The 15,952-nt window shown below is 46.8% G+C and carries 19 protein-coding genes and 1 tRNA gene; 11 read left to right on the top strand and 9 right to left on the bottom strand.

Annotated features, from left to right (window positions below):
• Positions 1–120 precede the first annotated feature (120 nt).
• Genes GWC95_RS12880 through GWC95_RS12890 form a run of 3 tightly spaced genes read left to right on the top strand, consistent with a single transcriptional unit; the run spans position 121 to position 2,693 of the window.
• The gene (locus tag GWC95_RS12880; protein ID WP_161819136.1) at positions 121–1,032 is read left to right on the top strand and encodes an SDR family oxidoreductase; all 912 of its coding nucleotides are present in this window, start codon (positions 121–123) and stop codon (positions 1,030–1,032) included.
• Positions 1,025–1,741, top strand: coding sequence for an SIP domain-containing protein (locus tag GWC95_RS12885; RefSeq protein ID WP_161819137.1), 717 nt, complete (start codon positions 1,025–1,027; stop codon positions 1,739–1,741). The genes GWC95_RS12880 and GWC95_RS12885 overlap by 8 nt, the downstream gene beginning before the upstream one ends.
• Positions 1,742–1,772: 31 nt before the next feature.
• Positions 1,773–2,693: a helix-turn-helix domain-containing protein gene (locus GWC95_RS12890; RefSeq protein WP_161819138.1), complete on the top strand. Its 921-nt coding sequence runs from the start codon at positions 1,773–1,775 to the stop codon at positions 2,691–2,693.
• 311 nt (positions 2,694–3,004) lie between these two features.
• Here the strand turns inward: GWC95_RS12890 and GWC95_RS20070 are convergent, their stop codons facing one another.
• Both GWC95_RS20070 and GWC95_RS12900 read right to left on the bottom strand, forming a co-directional pair.
• Positions 3,005–3,280 (bottom strand): GIY-YIG nuclease family protein, encoded by a 276-nt coding sequence (locus tag GWC95_RS20070; protein ID WP_161819139.1) that lies wholly within the window; start codon positions 3,278–3,280, stop codon positions 3,005–3,007.
• 881 nt (positions 3,281–4,161) lie between these two features.
• Positions 4,162–4,235, bottom strand: a tRNA-Asp gene (locus GWC95_RS12900).
• Between the two features lie 119 nt (positions 4,236–4,354).
• Here GWC95_RS12900 and GWC95_RS12905 point away from each other — a divergent pair.
• From GWC95_RS12905 to GWC95_RS12920, 4 genes are all read left to right on the top strand, one after another.
• Positions 4,355–5,332, top strand: a complete 978-nt coding sequence (locus GWC95_RS12905; protein ID WP_161819140.1) for an acetyl-CoA carboxylase carboxyltransferase subunit alpha — start codon at positions 4,355–4,357, stop codon at positions 5,330–5,332.
• 169 nt (positions 5,333–5,501) lie between these two features.
• Positions 5,502–6,380, top strand: coding sequence for a 4-hydroxy-tetrahydrodipicolinate synthase (dapA, locus tag GWC95_RS12910; RefSeq protein WP_161819141.1), 879 nt, complete (start codon positions 5,502–5,504; stop codon positions 6,378–6,380).
• A 200-nt stretch (positions 6,381–6,580) separates the two neighbouring features.
• Positions 6,581–7,762 (top strand): DUF1624 domain-containing protein, encoded by a 1,182-nt coding sequence (locus GWC95_RS12915; protein ID WP_161819142.1) that lies wholly within the window; start codon positions 6,581–6,583, stop codon positions 7,760–7,762.
• 64 nt (positions 7,763–7,826) lie between these two features.
• Positions 7,827–8,414, top strand: coding sequence for a methyltransferase domain-containing protein (locus GWC95_RS12920; RefSeq protein ID WP_161819143.1), 588 nt, complete (start codon positions 7,827–7,829; stop codon positions 8,412–8,414).
• A 9-nt stretch (positions 8,415–8,423) separates the two neighbouring features.
• On the opposite strand, the gene GWC95_RS12925 is transcribed toward GWC95_RS12920, so the two are convergent.
• Positions 8,424–8,831 carry a VOC family protein gene (locus GWC95_RS12925; protein WP_161819144.1) on the bottom strand — a complete coding sequence of 136 codons (408 nt, stop codon included), beginning with the start codon at positions 8,829–8,831 and terminating at the stop codon, positions 8,424–8,426.
• 200 nt (positions 8,832–9,031) lie between these two features.
• On the opposite strand from GWC95_RS12925, the gene GWC95_RS12930 reads away from it, so the two are divergent.
• Genes GWC95_RS12930 through GWC95_RS12940 form a run of 3 tightly spaced genes read left to right on the top strand, consistent with a single transcriptional unit; the run spans position 9,032 to position 9,940 of the window.
• Positions 9,032–9,214 (top strand): hypothetical protein, encoded by a 183-nt coding sequence (locus tag GWC95_RS12930; protein WP_161819145.1) that lies wholly within the window; start codon positions 9,032–9,034, stop codon positions 9,212–9,214.
• Between the two features lie 27 nt (positions 9,215–9,241).
• Positions 9,242–9,418 carry a DUF3606 domain-containing protein gene (locus GWC95_RS12935; protein WP_161819146.1) on the top strand — a complete coding sequence of 59 codons (177 nt, stop codon included), beginning with the start codon at positions 9,242–9,244 and terminating at the stop codon, positions 9,416–9,418.
• Complete coding sequence (locus GWC95_RS12940) at positions 9,419–9,940, top strand: cupin domain-containing protein (RefSeq protein WP_161819147.1); 522 nt, start codon at positions 9,419–9,421, stop codon at positions 9,938–9,940. It abuts the gene before it with no gap.
• Between the two features lie 34 nt (positions 9,941–9,974).
• Here GWC95_RS12940 and GWC95_RS12945 read toward each other — a convergent pair whose 3' ends face one another.
• From GWC95_RS12945 to GWC95_RS12960, 4 genes are all read right to left on the bottom strand, one after another.
• Positions 9,975–10,118 carry a hypothetical protein gene (locus tag GWC95_RS12945; protein WP_161819148.1) on the bottom strand — a complete coding sequence of 48 codons (144 nt, stop codon included), beginning with the start codon at positions 10,116–10,118 and terminating at the stop codon, positions 9,975–9,977.
• 39 nt (positions 10,119–10,157) lie between these two features.
• On the bottom strand, positions 10,158–10,613 hold the full coding sequence (locus tag GWC95_RS12950; RefSeq protein ID WP_161819149.1) for an NUDIX domain-containing protein: 456 nt from the start codon (positions 10,611–10,613) through the stop codon (positions 10,158–10,160).
• Positions 10,614–10,835: 222 nt separating this feature from the next.
• On the bottom strand, positions 10,836–11,255 hold the full coding sequence (locus tag GWC95_RS12955; protein ID WP_161819150.1) for a hypothetical protein: 420 nt from the start codon (positions 11,253–11,255) through the stop codon (positions 10,836–10,838).
• A gap of 163 nt (positions 11,256–11,418) precedes the next feature.
• Positions 11,419–12,357, bottom strand: a complete 939-nt coding sequence (locus GWC95_RS12960) for a YihY/virulence factor BrkB family protein (protein WP_161819151.1) — start codon at positions 12,355–12,357, stop codon at positions 11,419–11,421.
• A 98-nt stretch (positions 12,358–12,455) separates the two neighbouring features.
• On the opposite strand from GWC95_RS12960, the gene GWC95_RS12965 reads away from it, so the two are divergent.
• Positions 12,456–12,818, top strand: a complete 363-nt coding sequence (locus tag GWC95_RS12965) for a hypothetical protein (RefSeq protein ID WP_161819152.1) — start codon at positions 12,456–12,458, stop codon at positions 12,816–12,818.
• 147 nt (positions 12,819–12,965) lie between these two features.
• On the opposite strand, the gene GWC95_RS12970 is transcribed toward GWC95_RS12965, so the two are convergent.
• Positions 12,966–13,703 carry a hypothetical protein gene (locus tag GWC95_RS12970; RefSeq protein ID WP_161819153.1) on the bottom strand — a complete coding sequence of 246 codons (738 nt, stop codon included), beginning with the start codon at positions 13,701–13,703 and terminating at the stop codon, positions 12,966–12,968.
• A gap of 206 nt (positions 13,704–13,909) precedes the next feature.
• Complete coding sequence (locus tag GWC95_RS12975; RefSeq protein WP_161819154.1) at positions 13,910–15,868, bottom strand: glycoside hydrolase family 127 protein; 1,959 nt, start codon at positions 15,866–15,868, stop codon at positions 13,910–13,912.
• Positions 15,869–15,952: the final 84 nt, after the last annotated feature.

Raw genomic sequence — 15,952 nt, forward strand, 5'->3', positions numbered from 1 at the left:
ATACTCCCTGCATCCCCACTATTTTGCAATTTTCTTTTTTGGCTAAAACAATCAGACATTCAGCTAAATCTGCTTTTGGTAGCCGGTGCAACTTTGCATAAACAAATTAAAACGTAGAAAATGAACATCGTATTAACAGGTTCTCTTGGGAACATCGGGAAACCACTTACAGAAGGGCTGGTAAAAAAGGGACATTCGGTCACCGTCATCAGCAGCGATGCCGGGAAAAAAGAAGCCATTGAGGTTCTTGGTGCAAAGGCAGCCATCGGCAGTATGTTTGACGCCGATTTCTTAACAACAGTATTCACGAAAGCAGACATTGTTTATTTAATGGAAACTATGGAAGCTGCCGGTGATATGTTTGACAAATCGGTTGATTTTATTGCTACTATCAATAAAATTGGCAACAACTACAAAAAAGCGGTTGAGCAATCGGGAGTAAAAAAAGTAATTCATTTGAGCAGCATCGGAGCTCATACCGACAAGGGCATTGGCATTCTCATCTTCCATTACAACGTAGAAAACATTTTGAAACAGCTGCCGGATGATGTTGCCATCAAGTTCATTCGCCCGGTCGGCTTTTACATCAACCTGTTTTCCTTTGTGCAGTCGATAAAATACAAAGGCGCCATTGTTTCGAATTACGGCGGCGATAAAAAAGAACCCTGGGTTTCGCCCCTGGACATTGCCGATGTAATTGTTGAAGAAATGAACAAACCATTTGCGGGCAGAACAGTACGATATGTGGCCAGCGACGAAGTTTCCCCGAATGAAATTGCAAAAGCACTCGGAAAAGAAATTGGAAAGCCTGACCTGGAATGGAAAGTAATACCTGATGAGCAATTATTGGACAACTGGTTGGAAATTGGTTTTAACAGGCAGGTTGCAGAAGGCTTTGTTGAATTACAGAGAAGCCAGGGCGATGGTAGCTTGTATGAAGATTTCTACCGGCACCAACCCCGTTTTGGCAAAATAAAGCTGGCCGATTTTGCCAGGGAATTTGCCAAGGTTTATCATTCTGAAAATGAATAACCTTCCATATACTGAGACGGCACAAAACACGATGCTATCTGCAGTGGAAAAACTTTTCGTTAAGTCGGGCACGATTGTAGCGGCACGAAAGTGGAATGGAGGCAAACTATACGAAATAGATATTCATCTGCCAAAAGTTGACTTTGCAAAATGGAAGACCGCACAATCCATAAAATGCCGGATATCGGCTTTGCACTACACCGATTATACACCGGCCACCTGGGACATTGAAAATAAAATATGCACTTTGTATATTGATACAAGCCATAGCGGACAGGGAAGTTTATGGGCCGCTGAACAAAGAAAAGGCAACGTGTTTCATTACCTGAAAATAGAAATGGCAAAACATTTTCCTTTCCAAAACAAACATCTTGTTTTTCTTGGCGATCAAACAAGCATCGGGCATTTCTGCGCATTGCAGCAATTGGCAGATGATAATGCCATGATCAGTGGTATTGTTTCCTTCAACGACCTGCAAACGGCTGATGAGTTTGTTCACAATTGTGCGTGGTTACCTTTGGAGGCTGTTGCCAATGACCAAACCATTTTCCGGCAAACAGAAAACCTGATCACGAGACATCAGTCTGAAAAAGAAAAATTCGTATTTTATATTGTCGGCGGTGCAGGCCTTGTTGTACAATTGAGAAAGTTGCTCAAATCTCATGGCGTTGATGGCCGCCAGATAAAATCGTATGGGTTTTGGCATTAAGCAGGATAAACAATTTTTACTTTGCATTTTTATGGAACAAAGGAAAACCAAAAGGATAAAAACAATCGGCGAATTTCACCGGTTGAGAGGTTTGGCGCAGCCCGAGCATCCGCTTATCAGCGTAGTTGATTACAACAACGTTCAGCGACCCGCCAATATAGGTGAAACAAACTGGGTGCTTGATTTCTACCAGGTATCTATCAAAAGAGGAATGAACGCTAAAATGGTATACGGACAGCAGCAATACGATTTTGATGGAGGTATTATGTTTTTTGTTTCGCCTAACCAGGTTTTCAGGATAGAGCCAGACAAAGGCGCAGTTGAAAAGAAGTCGGGATGGATGCTGCTCATTCATCCTGATTTCTTTTGGAATACACCGCTTGCCAATACGATCAAGCGGTACGATTTTTTTGACTATTCGGTAAGCGAAGCCTTATTTTTATCAGACAAGGAAGAACAGACACTCGATCACATCATCGAGAACATCAAACAGGAATACCAGGCGAATATTGATAAATTCAGCAAGCAGATCATCATCACACAAATTGAAAGTTTGCTTGGTTATGCAGATCGTTTTTACAACCGCCAATTTATAACAAGGGAAAAATCAAACCACCAGATCCTGGGGCGTTTGGAAGAATTGCTTTCAGATTATTTTAACAGCGATAATTTAACTTCAAAGGGGTTGCCGACCGTTCAGCACATTGCAGACACGTTACATGTTTCACCAAAATATTTAAGCAGTTTGCTTAAAGTGCTCACGGGGCAAAGCACGCAACAACATATTCACGATAAACTGATAGCAAAAGCGAAGGAAAAGCTGTCAACTACACAACTGTCAGTCAGCGAGATTGCTTATGAACTAGGCTTTGAACATGTACAATCGTTCAGCAAGCTTTTCAAGGCAAAGACACATATTTCACCCGTAGAATTCAGGCAATCATTTAACTAACAGAAGGTGGAAAGCCACTACCACTAGCCATTGTATCGCCTTAAGATCAAAATAATGAACCTGACAGAAATTATAAACAGTAAACATTAAGCCAAAGCATCAGACCCCGAATAAAAGAAAATGATCCAAAGATCTCGAACTATTGAAATCTATTAGCTGGGTTCTTTCCTTAACTATATAATAATACGCCGGTCACTATTAGACTACAACCTGCTAAATGTCAATATCTTAGCATGTGTTTTTGTTTACAGGGCGGACCGGACTCGAACCAATCCTCAAAGTACTGTGGGGATGACAGCGCGGCATTACTCTTAAGATTTAGTAAAATCCGACACAATATTCTTAGGATGTGCGATCAACGCCTGTATTCTTTCCAAACTAGCTTTTTTGAGATTCTTCTCTCGCTTCAATGCTTCTGTCTTAGATAGGCACCGTTCAACATACACAAGCTTCCAGGGACCTTTGAAAGAAGTGAAAAACGATTCCCCATTGTTGTGTTGCACAAGCCGTTTTAGAGGATCTTCCGAAAACCCTTTGTAAAAGCTCTTATCATCATCACTCTGAATGATATAAACATAGAATGCCATAAAACAAAAAAAGCAGCCCTTTAAGAGCTGCTTTTCGCGGACTGGACGGGACTCGAACCCGTCCCCACAGTACTGTGGGGATGACAGCGCGGCATTACTCGTAAGGCTCGTAAATCCGACAATATATTTAGGGTGTGCATCAGCGCACCCATTCTCTATTTGAATACTACAAAACAAAAAAAGCAACCCTTTAAGAGCTGCTTTTCGCGGACTGGTCGGGACTCGAACCCGTCCCCACAGTACTGTGGGGATGACAGCGCGGCATTACTCGTAAGGCTCGTAAATCCGACAATATTTTTGGGTGTGCAATCAATGCACCCATTTCTTTGGAATACTATAAAACAAAAAAGCAACCCTTTAAGAGCTGCTTTTCGCGGACTGGTCGGGACTCGAACCCGTCCCCACAGTACTGTGGGGATGACAGCGCGGCATTACTCTTAAGGCTCGTAAATCCGACAATATATTTAGGGTGTGCATCAACGCACCCATTCTCTATTTGAATACTACAAAACAAAAAAAGCAGCCCTTTAAGAGCTGCTTTTCGCGGACTGGACGGGACTCGAACCCGTCCCCACAGTACTGTGGGGATGACAGTGCGGCATTACTCGTAAGGCTCGTAAATCCGACAATATATTTAGGGTGTGCATCAGCGCACCCATTCTCTATTTGAATACCATAAAACAAAAAAAGCAGCCCATTAAGAGCTGCTTTTCGCGGACTGGACGGGACTCGAACCCGTCCCCACAGTACTGTGGGGATGACAGCGCGGCATTACTCGTAAGGCTCGTAAATCCGACAATATTTTTGGGTGTGCAATCAACGCACCCATTTCTTTGGAATACTATAAAACAAAAAAGCAGCCCATTAAGAGCTGCTTTTCGCGGACTGGACGGGACTCGAACCCGCGACCTCCGCCGTGACAGGGCGGCATTCTAACCAACTGAACTACCAATCCGTTCCTCAAACAGGCGTAACCCGTTTTTCGGACGGCAAAGATAGGGGTGCGGTTGTGTTCAAACAAATCTTTTCAAAAAAAAATTGCAAGCCGTATTTTTACCGCCTCAACAAGAAGCTATGCCCCAATACCCCAATAGACAATTCCTGGATTTTGAGAAGCCCATCAAGGAAGTATACGAGCAGATAGACGACAACAGGAAACTGGCAGAAAAAAATCCCAAGATCGATTATACCGCTACCATCCAGCAACTGGAAGCTTCTATCCTCGATAAAAGAAAAGAGATCACCGCCCACCTTACCCCCTGGCAGCGCGTTCAGTTGAGCCGCCACCCAGACAGGCCCTATACGATGAAGTACATCGACAACATGTGCACCAATTTTTTGGAACTGCATGGCGACAGGAACTTCAAAGACGACAAAGCCATGGTTGGCGGTTTCGCACAGCTGGATGGCGAAACGGTGATGATCATCGGGCAACAGAAAGGCATCAACACCAAGGCCCGCCAGCTGCGCAATTTCGGGATGGCCAACCCCGAAGGCTACCGCAAGGCGCTGCGCCTGATGAAACTTGCTGAGAAATTCGGCAAACCCGTTATCTGCCTGATCGACACACCCGGCGCCTACCCCGGTCTCGAGGCCGAAGAACGCGGCCAGGGCGAAGCCATCGCAAGAAATATTTACGAGATGATCCGGCTCAAGGTCCCGGTCATCATTGTCATCATCGGTGAAGGCGCAAGCGGCGGTGCACTCGGCATTGGCGTGGGCGATAAAGTATTGATGATGGAAAACACCTGGTACACCGTTATCTCGCCCGAAAGCTGCAGCTCCATTCTGTGGCGCAGCTGGGATAAAAAAGAAACAGCGGCAGAACAACTGCGGCTCACAGCTACAGATATGAAAGGATTCGGGCTCGTAGACGAGATCGTTCACGAACCGCTGGGCGGCGCTCATTGGGACTATGCCGAAGCGGCCAATATCCTCAAATCATACATCCTGAAAGCCCTCAAAGAAGTAGAGGGCAAAGACGCAACCCAACGCGTTAACGACAGGATTGAGAAGTACGGCAAGATGGGCTTCTGGCAGGAGAATGCGTAACACCAATATCGGTATCGATTTTTATAAACCTTTTTTTCAACATTCAATTAAAACAATCGCTATGTATTCACATCAGTTCAACAAGGATGTGGTTTGCCCTGCAGATCCACAATTGGGTAAAAGAGAAAGTCCTGAGGACAGAATTTAGTCATTAAAAAAACCAAAAGCAATGTCGCTAAAACAACAGTTAAGAGGAACGGGTGTTGCCTTGATTACACCATTCACAACAGAACACAAAGTAGATTTCGATGCACTTGGTAAAGTGATCGACTCGTTGATCAACGGAAAGGTGGAATACCTGGTTACACTGGGCACCACCGGCGAAACACCCACACTCGATAAGCAGGAAAAGCTAGACATTGTTAATTATACCTTCGAAAAAGTAGCGGGCCGCGTGCCTGTTGTAGTAGGCATCGGCGGTAACAATACCGCGGAGCTGGTCAGCGATCTTCATAAATTCCCCCTCGATAAGGCGGTGGCCGTACTCAGCGCCTCCCCCAATTACAACAAACCTTCGCAGGAAGGTATTTACCAGCATTACAAGGTACTCGCGGCAGAATCGCCGAAACCCATCCTGTTATACAATGTTCCCGGCCGCACGGGCAGGAACATGAGCGCAGATACAACGCTGCGTCTTGCGCAACTCCCGAACATCGCCGGTATGAAAGAAGCGAGCGGCGATATGGCCCAGTGCATGCAGCTCCTTCGCGATATACCCGAAGATTTTCTTTTGGTAAGCGGAGACGATGCACTTGCCCTGCCACAGATCGCCTGCGGCATGCAAGGCGTGATCAGCGTTGCAGCGAACGCGTTCCCGTCACAATTTTCAGATATGGTGCGGGCAAGCCTCAACAACGATTTCGCTTCCGCAAAAAAAATAAACGATACGCTTCTCGAAGCGTACGACATCATGTTCGCAGAAAACAACCCGGCAGGCGTAAAAGCGTTTATGGCCGAGCAGGGATTGATCGGCAACAACGTACGCCTTCCGGTGGTTCCTTTGAGCGAAGGACTGCATGCGAGGGTAAAAACTTATTTGAACAAGTAGCCGTTTACTCTGCCAGAATTTTACAACAAAAGCCAGGACGAAATCTCCTGGCTTTTGTTATTACAGCCCCGTCCATATCAAAAACCGGTGACGCCCGGCTGCGTAACCCAGGCATTTGCTTATTGAATATCACCCGCCATTCATTGAAAATTCCGAGCGGGTTCCCTGTATTAATTGTATTTTACCGGAAACCAACTGAAATGGAGCAGGCAGTTCTTCCTTCCAAAAAAAGGATCGATTCGATCGATATCCTCCGTGGCAGCATCATGATCATCATGGCGCTTGACCATGTGCGTGATTTTTTTCATGTGGGTGCGATGACGGGCAATCCCACCGACCCCGCCACCACAACACCGGCGCTTTTTTTCACGAGATGGATCACCCATTTCTGTGCACCGGTATTTGTTTTTCTCGCGGGTACCTCTGTGTTTTTAGCAGGCATCAAAAAAACAAAAAAAGAACTTTCGGTCTTCCTGCTCAAACGCGGCATATGGTTCATTGTGCTGGAAATAGTGATCTTTAATTTCTTATTCAGTTTCGACCCATTGTATCATTTTATAGGATTACAGGTGATATGGGTAACCGCCATCTCCATGCTGCTGCTCGCGGCATTGATCTACCTGCCTTTGCCTGTATTGTTTGTATTGGGACTGGCCATTGTAGCGGGCCATAACCTGCTCGACAATTTCAATTCCACCGATCCGGCAAAGATCCCGCTGGGCTGGTCTATACTGCACCAGCAATCGTTCAGGTTCTATGCAGAAAACAGGAGCTTTATGGTGTTGTATCCTATACTCCCATGGCCCGGCATTATGTTGCTCGGTTATTGTCTTGGCTCTTTGTATAAACCCGGCTACGACGCTGCAAAACGCAGGCGCAAGCTTATAGCGTATGGCCTCTCTGCGATCGTTGTTTTTGTTGTTGTCAGGTGGATCAATGTGTATGGCGATCTTTTCCCATGGGCAGAACAGAAAACCACAACCGCAACCTTGCTATCGTTTCTCAACGTATCAAAATACCCGCCTTCGCTGCTTTACACGTGCATGACCATCGGCCCTGCACTGATCGTATTGGCATGGATCGAAAAGGCAAGGAAGAACTGGATGAACATCACCGTTGTATATGGACGTGTGCCGATGTTTTACTACCTCCTTCATTTCTTACTGATCCATTTGCTCTGCATGATCGTATTCTTCGCCCAGGGATACACCATGGCCGAGGCAGGAAGCGGGTTTATGCTGTTCAGGCCAAACGAATTTGGTTTTTCACTCGGCATCACTTACCTGATCTGGATCGCAGTGGTGGCCTCCCTCTACCCGCTTTGCAAATGGTACGGAAGATACAGGGCCACGCACGACCATTGGTGGTTGCCTTACCTGTAGCCTGCAACGATCGTGTCTATAGCACGATCGTTGTTTGTTGTCCGATGTTCTGTTATTTTGCATAATGATTACGCAGCCGTGGTTCAGTTCCGATCAGCAGTTTCACAAACTGTATCCTGTTGAATTGCTTACGCAGGCGAGCATGCACTGGACGCCCCTGCACATTGCAAAAAAAGCAGCGGCATTCCTTGCGGCTGAAAAGGGTAAGAAAATATTGGACATCGGCAGCGGGGCTGGAAAGTTTTGCCTGGCAGCTGCCTACTACCAGCCTGAATGTTTTTTTGTTGGCGTTGAGCAAAGAAAAAACCTGGTAGAAGCCGCAAACGCTGCGCAGCAGGCGCTCCGCATACCCAATGCGGAATTTATACATGCCAATCTCAAAGAAACGGACCTTGCGCGGTACGATCATTTCTATTTTTTCAATGCCTTCTTCGAAAACCTGGATGAGGGCCATCGGATCGATACAAATGTTCCTTATTCAAAAGACCTGTACCACAACTACAATCGCTATCTCTACAGGCAACTCAGTAAACGGCCGGCCGGCACGCGACTGGCCACTTTCCACAGCACGCAGCACGAGATCCCCCCTTCCTACCATGAAGTTGGAGGAACGGAAGACGGGGTTTTAAAATTCTGGGAAAAAATAAGCTGATGGTTGCATTCACTTCCCGGTATTCTTTGCGCGATGTTCGATCAGGTCCCAAAGATTACCATACAGATCTTCGAACACTGCAACGGTTCCATAGCTCTCTTCCTGCGGGGGGCGCACAAACCTGATGCCGTTGGCGGAAATGGCGTTGTAGTCGCGCCAGAAATCATCTGTATGAAGAAACAGGAACACGCGGCCGCCGGTCTGGTTCCCTATGCGGCTTCGCTGTTCTTCGTTCGCGGCTTTGGCGAGGAGAATGCAGCATTCTGTTGAACCCTTTGGCGCAACAAGCACCCAGCGTTTGGTTTCGCTCAGAACCGTGTCTTCAACAAGGTTGAACGATAGTTTCTTTGTATAAAATTCAATCGCCGCATCGTAATCCTCTACAACCAGCGCGAAATGGGTGATGTGTTGTTTCATCCGGGCTAAACTTTAAGCTGCAAGCTAAAGGCTTTTGGGATCGGTTATGGATTTTTGTCGCTTTGCCTGCCCCGCAGCCTCGTTCCCCACAATTTATACCGCCCTGCGCTAACGTGCATGAATTTCTACAAAATAGCCCCTACGGGCAAAAGGCATATATTTTTCACCTTTTATATGTAACCCTTTGCTTATAACGTTTTATGAAAAAGTCTACTTACCGGCCAGCACCCATCAGTGAAGAAGTCTTGCGCGACCTGGAGGCCAAGTACGGCGTTCCCGTGGAAGAACTCAAAAAGATGGCGAAGGAATTGAAATTCGGCCGACCCAAACTCGAGATGCACCTGATCTTCCTGGCCAACGAGGCGAAGAAGAACAGGGGATGATTTTTTCAACAACTAAAAATCAATTTTATGGACAACAAACAAAACACCGGCATCCAGGATGACATCCGCGTTGATGCCAACGATCCCTCTGAAGTAGAATATGTGCACCAGCAGTTTCCCAACAAAACACACCAGGAAGTACTGGACGCCATTAAAAAGTATGGCCCGATGCGCGCCGATATCATGAAGGCATTGCAGGGATAGATGAAGCGGCAGATCCACAAATATTACATCAAGGAAAACGGCGTTTTTCCCAACAATGAAAAACTGCAGGTGCTTCATTACCGGAACATGATCAATGTTCCGCTACTGTTTGCTGCCACGGCTGTAAAAAAGCTTTTCCGGCAAAACGGTTGGGGCAACAACTGGCGCGCAGGTATTTTCACCTACGATCATTACCACAGCAATACGCATGAGGCCATGGCCGTGATCAAAGGGAAGACAACGGTGCTCCTCGGGGGCAAAGGCGGACGAAAACTGGAAATAGAAAAAGGCGATGTACTCATTATACCGGCAGGCGTTGCACACAAAAACCTGGGGAAGGAAAATGATGTGGTCTGCATTGGCGGCTATCCCGACGCGCTTGAATACGACATGAACTACGGCGCCGAAGATGAACGCCCTAAAACCGACCGTACCATTTCAAAAGTTAAACCGCCCGCTACAGATCCTGTATTCGGCAAAGAAAAAGGCCTGGTCGATTTCTGGCGCGATCCGGCAGCGTGAACGCAAGCGCAACTGCAACCAGCGGCAGTTACGCTTACGATTCACGCTTTTTATTTTTCCTGCCGCTGTTCTGGTATGCTGTATCCTGGTCGGCTTTTACTTTTTTTCCTGCAAGATTGGCCAGGTCTTTTTTGGACGGCGACGCTTTGGGTGGTTGTTCTTCTCCTGTCTTTTTCATGTTGGTGGTTTTAGGGAGAGATTCTAAAAACTGTTCCAGTTAAGCGTGCAGCTTTTCCAGCAATTCATCGATGAGGGCGGCCTGGCCGGGTATTATCTTTTGTTTTGCGATGGACGTGCTGAACCATTCGCCTTTGTCAACCTCCGGAACCGAAATAAATTTCCCTGAGCGTGGCGGCCATTCCATTTCAAATTCGTTGCTTTTTATTTTGGACACATCGATGTTTTTCTGAAGCGCCCAGGCCATAACAAGCTTGCCGCTTTTTTGCCTGAGTGGTGTGAGTTCTATGAATGTTCCAGCAGCTTCCATACCCGTTTCCTCGAAAAACTCGCGCCTGGCGGCGGCCAGCGGGTCTTCATCCGTAAACTCCCCTTTGGGGATGGACCATGCACCCTCATCTTTGTTCTTCCAGAAAGGCCCGCCCGGGTGCACGAGCATTACCTCAATCGAATCTGCCTTCTTCCTGAACAACAATATTCCCGCACTTTTTTTCATGGAACGGTTTTTTACAACATCTAAGCATAATCAAACCTGTAAACAATGCCAAACTGGTTAAGAACCTTACTCGCCGGATGGGGCGCTGCCAAATGGGGCGGCGGATGCCTGGGTACCATCGCTGTATTTTTTATTCTGTACTGGTTACTGGGGCATGTCGGTTGTAATTGAATGCTCAAAAAAATGTGCCCGGTGCATTTGGTTTTAGTTAGGGGTTAGCTCCTAACTAAAACTAAAATTGATCGCCTCCGGCTTCAGCGAAAATGAAGGCACATCTATGAGGTTGCCCGACCTGTCTTTCCACTGCTTCTCTTCTATTTCTTCCACGATAAGCGTCCGCGCGAAATCAATTCCGCTGGTAACGTACTGCCAGTCGTTCACCGGCCCGCCGTTCTTTGTAACGGTGAAAATGGCGAAGAGCTGTATGATCGTTTCGTTCATCGCCCTGTCGATCAAACAAAGATCGAAATCCAGCAGCAATTCTGCGTGTTGCTGCAATGCCATTGTTTTGATGTGGTTCTTGCTGAATTTGAGATAAAGCTCACTGGAATCTTTCAGCCGCCTGATGGCAGGGAAGATCTGTACAGATGATTTGGAATAGTCGATGCGCACACCGTTGCTCTCATGAATTTTGGGATACATGTAACTGTTTTAACAATAAAGAAATGGATGACCGGGTTTCCCGGGAGGATATTGGAGGGATAATGTGTGCAGTAGCAGGACGGCACGCTCTTATGAACTAAAAAAGCGTTCCACCACTGCCTGCCACAAGGTACAGCAATTGGTTCATGAAAATTTTGCCTTGTTATTTAGGGATACCGTCCTTCGCCAAAGCCTTCTCTTCGGGCAGGCGCATATAGGTGTAGAACTCCGCATGCGGCAGCGGCTTGATCGGTTTCCCTTTATAGGCGCCCCATATTTTTGTGAATGCCGCACCGTAATACATAATCATCGCTGAATAAAACACAAACAACAACACGAGCACAAATGCGCCCGACCGTCCAAATACCTGGTCGATATTGCTGTCTACCAGCAGGCGCTTCAAAACAAATTTTCCCAAAGCAAACAAAACGCTCGTGAGCAGCGCGCCCGACATGCTGACCTTCCATTTTGATTTTCCATCGGGAATGTAATGAAACAACATCGTGAACCAGACGGTAGTGATGAATATGGAAATGATAAACGAAAGGATGCCGTTGAAGAAAATACCAGAACCATGCACCAGGTCCTCAATATAGTTTCCAAACAATACCTGCAACGCTTCCAGCACAACGCCTGTTACAAACAATACACCTGTAAAAAGGATGAGCAGCAAAGATTTGAAGCGCGACAGCAAAGACAATTTAAACGAATGCCCCGGTTTTACGCGGATCATCCAGAGTTGATTGAAAGAATTGCGGATCACACGAAAAAGGGTTGTTGCCACGAACAGCATAAAAAGAGAACCACCCGCAACGGCCCACCAGCTCTCTACCAGTCCCCTGAAACCACGGATGGTCTGCACAACACCCTGCATGCTTTCTTCGCCCAATATGGACGACATGCGCACGAAGATCTCGTGACTGATCTCTCTCCTGTTGAAAATAAGGCTGAGCACCTGGACAAGGATGATCAGGATGAACGGCAGGGCAAACGTTGCAAAAAACGCCGTTGCACCGGCCAGCCGCAGCGGGTCGTTGGAAACCAGGAGCCTGAACGAGAGCCCAAGCTGGGCAGCGATATCTTTGACTTTATTTTTCCGCATAGGGCGCTTTGCGTGCTAAAAATAGGATTGATTCAGCCAATCGGGCAAAAATTATCAGGTTCTGCGTATATTTCGCGTCCAATCGATCAAATATGGATATGAGTTACGAAGACCTGGTGAAAAACCATTCCGCCAGCCTGATAGAGAAACTGGTGACTACCGTAGTGAACACCGACCCTGTTGAGATCCACTACGACTACACCGATGATGACCAATGGGCCATCATTTCAATGCACATTTACGAAGAAGACAAAGAGATCTCGATACGCCTGCACCCAAACGATTTTTACGACCTCTATTTTGGTTATTATGACGACGAAGACGAATTCTTTGATATCATTCAACCACTCACCGAAGAAGAAAAACAGATCCTCCCCGAGGCCCTGCGCAAATTGATGCAGAGCGTTCTGGCAAAAGAAGAAGGCATGAGGATCCCGGGAAATTTCCTGGCGAGAAAGTAGCGGCCCTTATCCTATGCAGTATGCATTCTTTTAGAAAGCACACAGTAACATAAAAAACAAATGCGGCCGTTTCACAACGTGACCGCATTTGTTTTTTAAAGCAACTGCGAAGCTATAAAACCACGCACACCTACCGCAGGGCAACAACTATTTAACCCAATGCCAGCTTCCGAACTGCGTTGGATCGAACAGCTTTTCATCCAATGCCGCGTTCGCTTTAAAGTTGTGGTAGTATTCTTTTTGGAGAAGTTTATCGTCTATGTAAAAACTGACCTTTGATTCTGTCCAGCCCGCACCTGCTTTGATGTGGTCCTCGAACACGCCTTCCTCCTTCCTTCCGTTTTCATATTTGAAGAAACGTACAACGCAGAGTTTTTCTTTGTCGATCCACAACTGGTTTACTTTTTCTCCTTCGCTGTTTGCTCCCACTACGTAAACAGGTTTGCCCTGGAAGGTTGTTTCAAAAGACCTGTCGAGATCGTAACCAAGCGACCTCAGCTTGGCAGTAACTGCTTCATAGGAGTAGAAATACATACCGCCCAGCAAGAAAATAAGATCGTTCTCCTCTTTCCTTGCAGCACGCAATTTGCCGCGGCGGAAATTGTAGGATGAATCGTTCTTGTAAATAACGGCATTGCCACTGTCGGGCACATTAAAATCGATCCTGAACCTATCCGGGAAAATACAGGCCTCATACCATGTCTGCTTGTTCTGCAAACTGTCGTTCCTGTACCGTTCCGTTGTTTGCGTGAACGTAAATGTGCGGTACCATTTGCCCGCATATTGTTTGTACATTTTCTGCAAACCAACAGGCTCACTGCCAGCCGATGCATAAGCGCTGAAACCAAGAACGATACATAAGATGGATAAATATTTTGGAAACATGGTAATGAATTAATAATTAGGAATTAGGAATTAGGAATTGGGTTTAACGATTGATGATCAATGAAGATATTGGTTTAAAACAATTCTGTGCAACCGACCATACTTTTTAATTAGGAATTAGTAATTAGGAATTGGGGATTTGCATTCATTTTCAAGTCCTCACTCCTAATTCTTAATTACTAATTCCTAATTCCTAATTTCTACTGTTAGTTTACTTTCACATCAACTATCCGCTCCGGTAGCCACACCAGCATTTGTCCCGCGCCGCGGTTGTTCCAGGTGTAGTAGGGTATGGCGGTGATTTTCTTTTTTTCTGATCGTACGTCGTCGCCGTTTGTTGAAATGGTGAGTACGGTTGCGTCGCCCTGTATGGTAACAACGGGTTCTGATAGAACGGTTTGTTTGGCGGTGGTTAGCGCAGCAGTTTTGGGTAGTACGATGTTTACCGCCTTGCCTGCATTGTCCATTCCCTCCACGCAGTAGATCATCGGGCCGCGCTGAATGGCAACGCGTTCGATGTTTGATTTTACCTCCGACCTGCTGTACACACGCTTGATCTCCATCGGGAAATCAACGGTAACCTTATCACCATTGCTCCACTCGCGATCGATGACGGCATAGCCCTTATCTATGGTATAGTTCACAGCTTTCCCGTTGAGTAAAACAGTGACATTGTTCTTTGCGGTGTTTTCAAAATTATAAAGCCCGCCCGGAACCGCTTCTCCGTTTACCCAGCCCGGCATGCGGATGCGGAGGCCGAATTTTGTTTTTTGTTTTGGATCGATGGCGATCTCTATGCGCCCGTCCCATGGGTAGTTTGTTTTCATCGCCAGGGGCACTTCTTTACCGCCAACGGCTATGTTTGTATTGCTGCCCACAAAAAGATTGACCCAGATGTTTTTCTCATCCGATCCATAAATATAATTACCAAGCGATTCGATCAGCCGCGCAATATTGGCAGGGCAACAGGCCGTGCCAAACCAGTCTCTCCTCGCCTGCTTGCCCATAGATGCGAGTGTATTGCCATAAAAGAATTTATCGCCCGCCAGTGAGATCCCGTCGAGTGCACCGTTGTATAAACTCTTTTCAAGCACATCTACGTATTTGCTTTCGCCGGTAAGCATACCCATGCGCTGGTTCCACAGAACCATTCCTACGGAGGCGCATGTTTCGCAGTACGCGTTCTCGTTCGGCAGGTCGTAATCAACCGAAAAACCCTCGTTGCCACCCGATGAACCGATTCCGCCGGTGATGTACATGTTGCGGTACACAACATCTTCCCACACGTCTTTCATCGCATGCATGTAACCCTCATCGCCCGTAAGCGCCGCAACATCTGCCGCGCCGGTGTACATGTACATGGCCCGTACGGCATGTCCTGTAATTTCTTTTTGTTCCTTAACGGGTTTGATGTCTTGCGCATAGGCCGTGTCTTTCCAGTCTGTCCATGTATAACCAACCGCTTTCTGGTGGCCGCGTTCGCTGAGGAGCCAGTCGGCCAGCCGCAGGTATTTTTCTTCTTTGGTTACCTTGTACAGTTTTACCAGTGCAAGCTCCAGCTCCTGGTGCCCAGTAACCCAATCGCGTTTTCCCGGCCCGAAGAGGGAGTTGAAATGGTTCGCGAATTTTATGGCAACGTCCAGCAATTTTCTTTTGCCCGTTGCATCATAATACGCAACGGCAGCTTCGATGAGATGGCCGCCGTTGTAGTCTTCGTGCATGCTCATGTCTGTCCATCTTTTTTCAGGGAACTGCAGGCTGTAGTAGGTGTTGATATAACCATCCGGTTGCTGCGCCGCGGCGATCAGGTCGATCCAGTCGTCCGCTTTTTTTTCCATGGCCGCATCGGGATGGTTCTTGAGCGAGTAAGACATCGCTTCCAATGCCTTGAACACATCTGAATCGTCGTAAAAAATGCCTTTGAACTTGCCCTGCTTTTTCCCGGCCGCGATCTCGAAGTTCTGGATGCGTGGCGTTTTTACTTCGGTCTGATCGATACAGACAGGAATGGTAACGGTAGACACCTTAGCGATCTTGGGTTTCCAGAAATCGTCGGTGATCTGGACTTTCGAAAAATTCACATTCTGGTAATGCTGTAGTGAATGCTGGGCCTGCACGCTGAAAACGCAGGAAACGCCGAGCAGCAAAAAGAGACAATTCTTCATGGCATGATGATTAGTTGCCCTAAGGTAAAGAATTGCCGCAGATTACGCGGAACAACTGCATCTGTAAAATGTGTGGAGAAGAGG

It is taken from the genome of Sediminibacterium roseum, from assembly GCF_009939005.1.
GTDB lineage: Bacteria > Bacteroidota > Bacteroidia > Chitinophagales > Chitinophagaceae > Sediminibacterium > Sediminibacterium roseum.

What these genes read in the sequence shown, in the direction of transcription:
- GWC95_RS12955 (WP_161819150.1), bottom strand. Translation starts at nt 11,255, where the DNA reads ATGTATCCCAAAATTCATGAGAGCAACGGTGTGCGCATCGACTATTCC.
- GWC95_RS12945 (WP_161819148.1), bottom strand. Translation starts at nt 10,118, where the DNA reads ATGAAAAAGACAGGAGAAGAACAACCACCCAAAGCGTCGCCGTCCAAA.
- GWC95_RS12970 (WP_161819153.1), bottom strand. Translation starts at nt 13,703, where the DNA reads ATGTTTCCAAAATATTTATCCATCTTATGTATCGTTCTTGGTTTCAGC.
- GWC95_RS12890 (WP_161819138.1), top strand. Translation starts at nt 1,773, where the DNA reads ATGGAACAAAGGAAAACCAAAAGGATAAAAACAATCGGCGAATTTCAC.
- GWC95_RS20070 (WP_161819139.1), bottom strand. Translation starts at nt 3,280, where the DNA reads ATGGCATTCTATGTTTATATCATTCAGAGTGATGATGATAAGAGCTTT.
- GWC95_RS12940 (WP_161819147.1), top strand. Translation starts at nt 9,419, where the DNA reads ATGAAGCGGCAGATCCACAAATATTACATCAAGGAAAACGGCGTTTTT.
- dapA (WP_161819141.1), top strand. Translation starts at nt 5,502, where the DNA reads ATGTCGCTAAAACAACAGTTAAGAGGAACGGGTGTTGCCTTGATTACA.
- GWC95_RS12950 (WP_161819149.1), bottom strand. Translation starts at nt 10,613, where the DNA reads ATGAAAAAAAGTGCGGGAATATTGTTGTTCAGGAAGAAGGCAGATTCG.
- GWC95_RS12925 (WP_161819144.1), bottom strand. Translation starts at nt 8,831, where the DNA reads ATGAAACAACACATCACCCATTTCGCGCTGGTTGTAGAGGATTACGAT.
- GWC95_RS12965 (WP_161819152.1), top strand. Translation starts at nt 12,456, where the DNA reads ATGAGTTACGAAGACCTGGTGAAAAACCATTCCGCCAGCCTGATAGAG.
- GWC95_RS12930 (WP_161819145.1), top strand. Translation starts at nt 9,032, where the DNA reads ATGAAAAAGTCTACTTACCGGCCAGCACCCATCAGTGAAGAAGTCTTG.
- GWC95_RS12905 (WP_161819140.1), top strand. Translation starts at nt 4,355, where the DNA reads ATGCCCCAATACCCCAATAGACAATTCCTGGATTTTGAGAAGCCCATC.
- GWC95_RS12915 (WP_161819142.1), top strand. Translation starts at nt 6,581, where the DNA reads ATGGAGCAGGCAGTTCTTCCTTCCAAAAAAAGGATCGATTCGATCGAT.
- GWC95_RS12885 (WP_161819137.1), top strand. Translation starts at nt 1,025, where the DNA reads ATGAATAACCTTCCATATACTGAGACGGCACAAAACACGATGCTATCT.
- GWC95_RS12975 (WP_161819154.1), bottom strand. Translation starts at nt 15,868, where the DNA reads ATGAAGAATTGTCTCTTTTTGCTGCTCGGCGTTTCCTGCGTTTTCAGC.
- GWC95_RS12935 (WP_161819146.1), top strand. Translation starts at nt 9,242, where the DNA reads ATGGACAACAAACAAAACACCGGCATCCAGGATGACATCCGCGTTGAT.
- GWC95_RS12880 (WP_161819136.1), top strand. Translation starts at nt 121, where the DNA reads ATGAACATCGTATTAACAGGTTCTCTTGGGAACATCGGGAAACCACTT.
- GWC95_RS12920 (WP_161819143.1), top strand. Translation starts at nt 7,827, where the DNA reads ATGATTACGCAGCCGTGGTTCAGTTCCGATCAGCAGTTTCACAAACTG.
- GWC95_RS12960 (WP_161819151.1), bottom strand. Translation starts at nt 12,357, where the DNA reads ATGCGGAAAAATAAAGTCAAAGATATCGCTGCCCAGCTTGGGCTCTCG.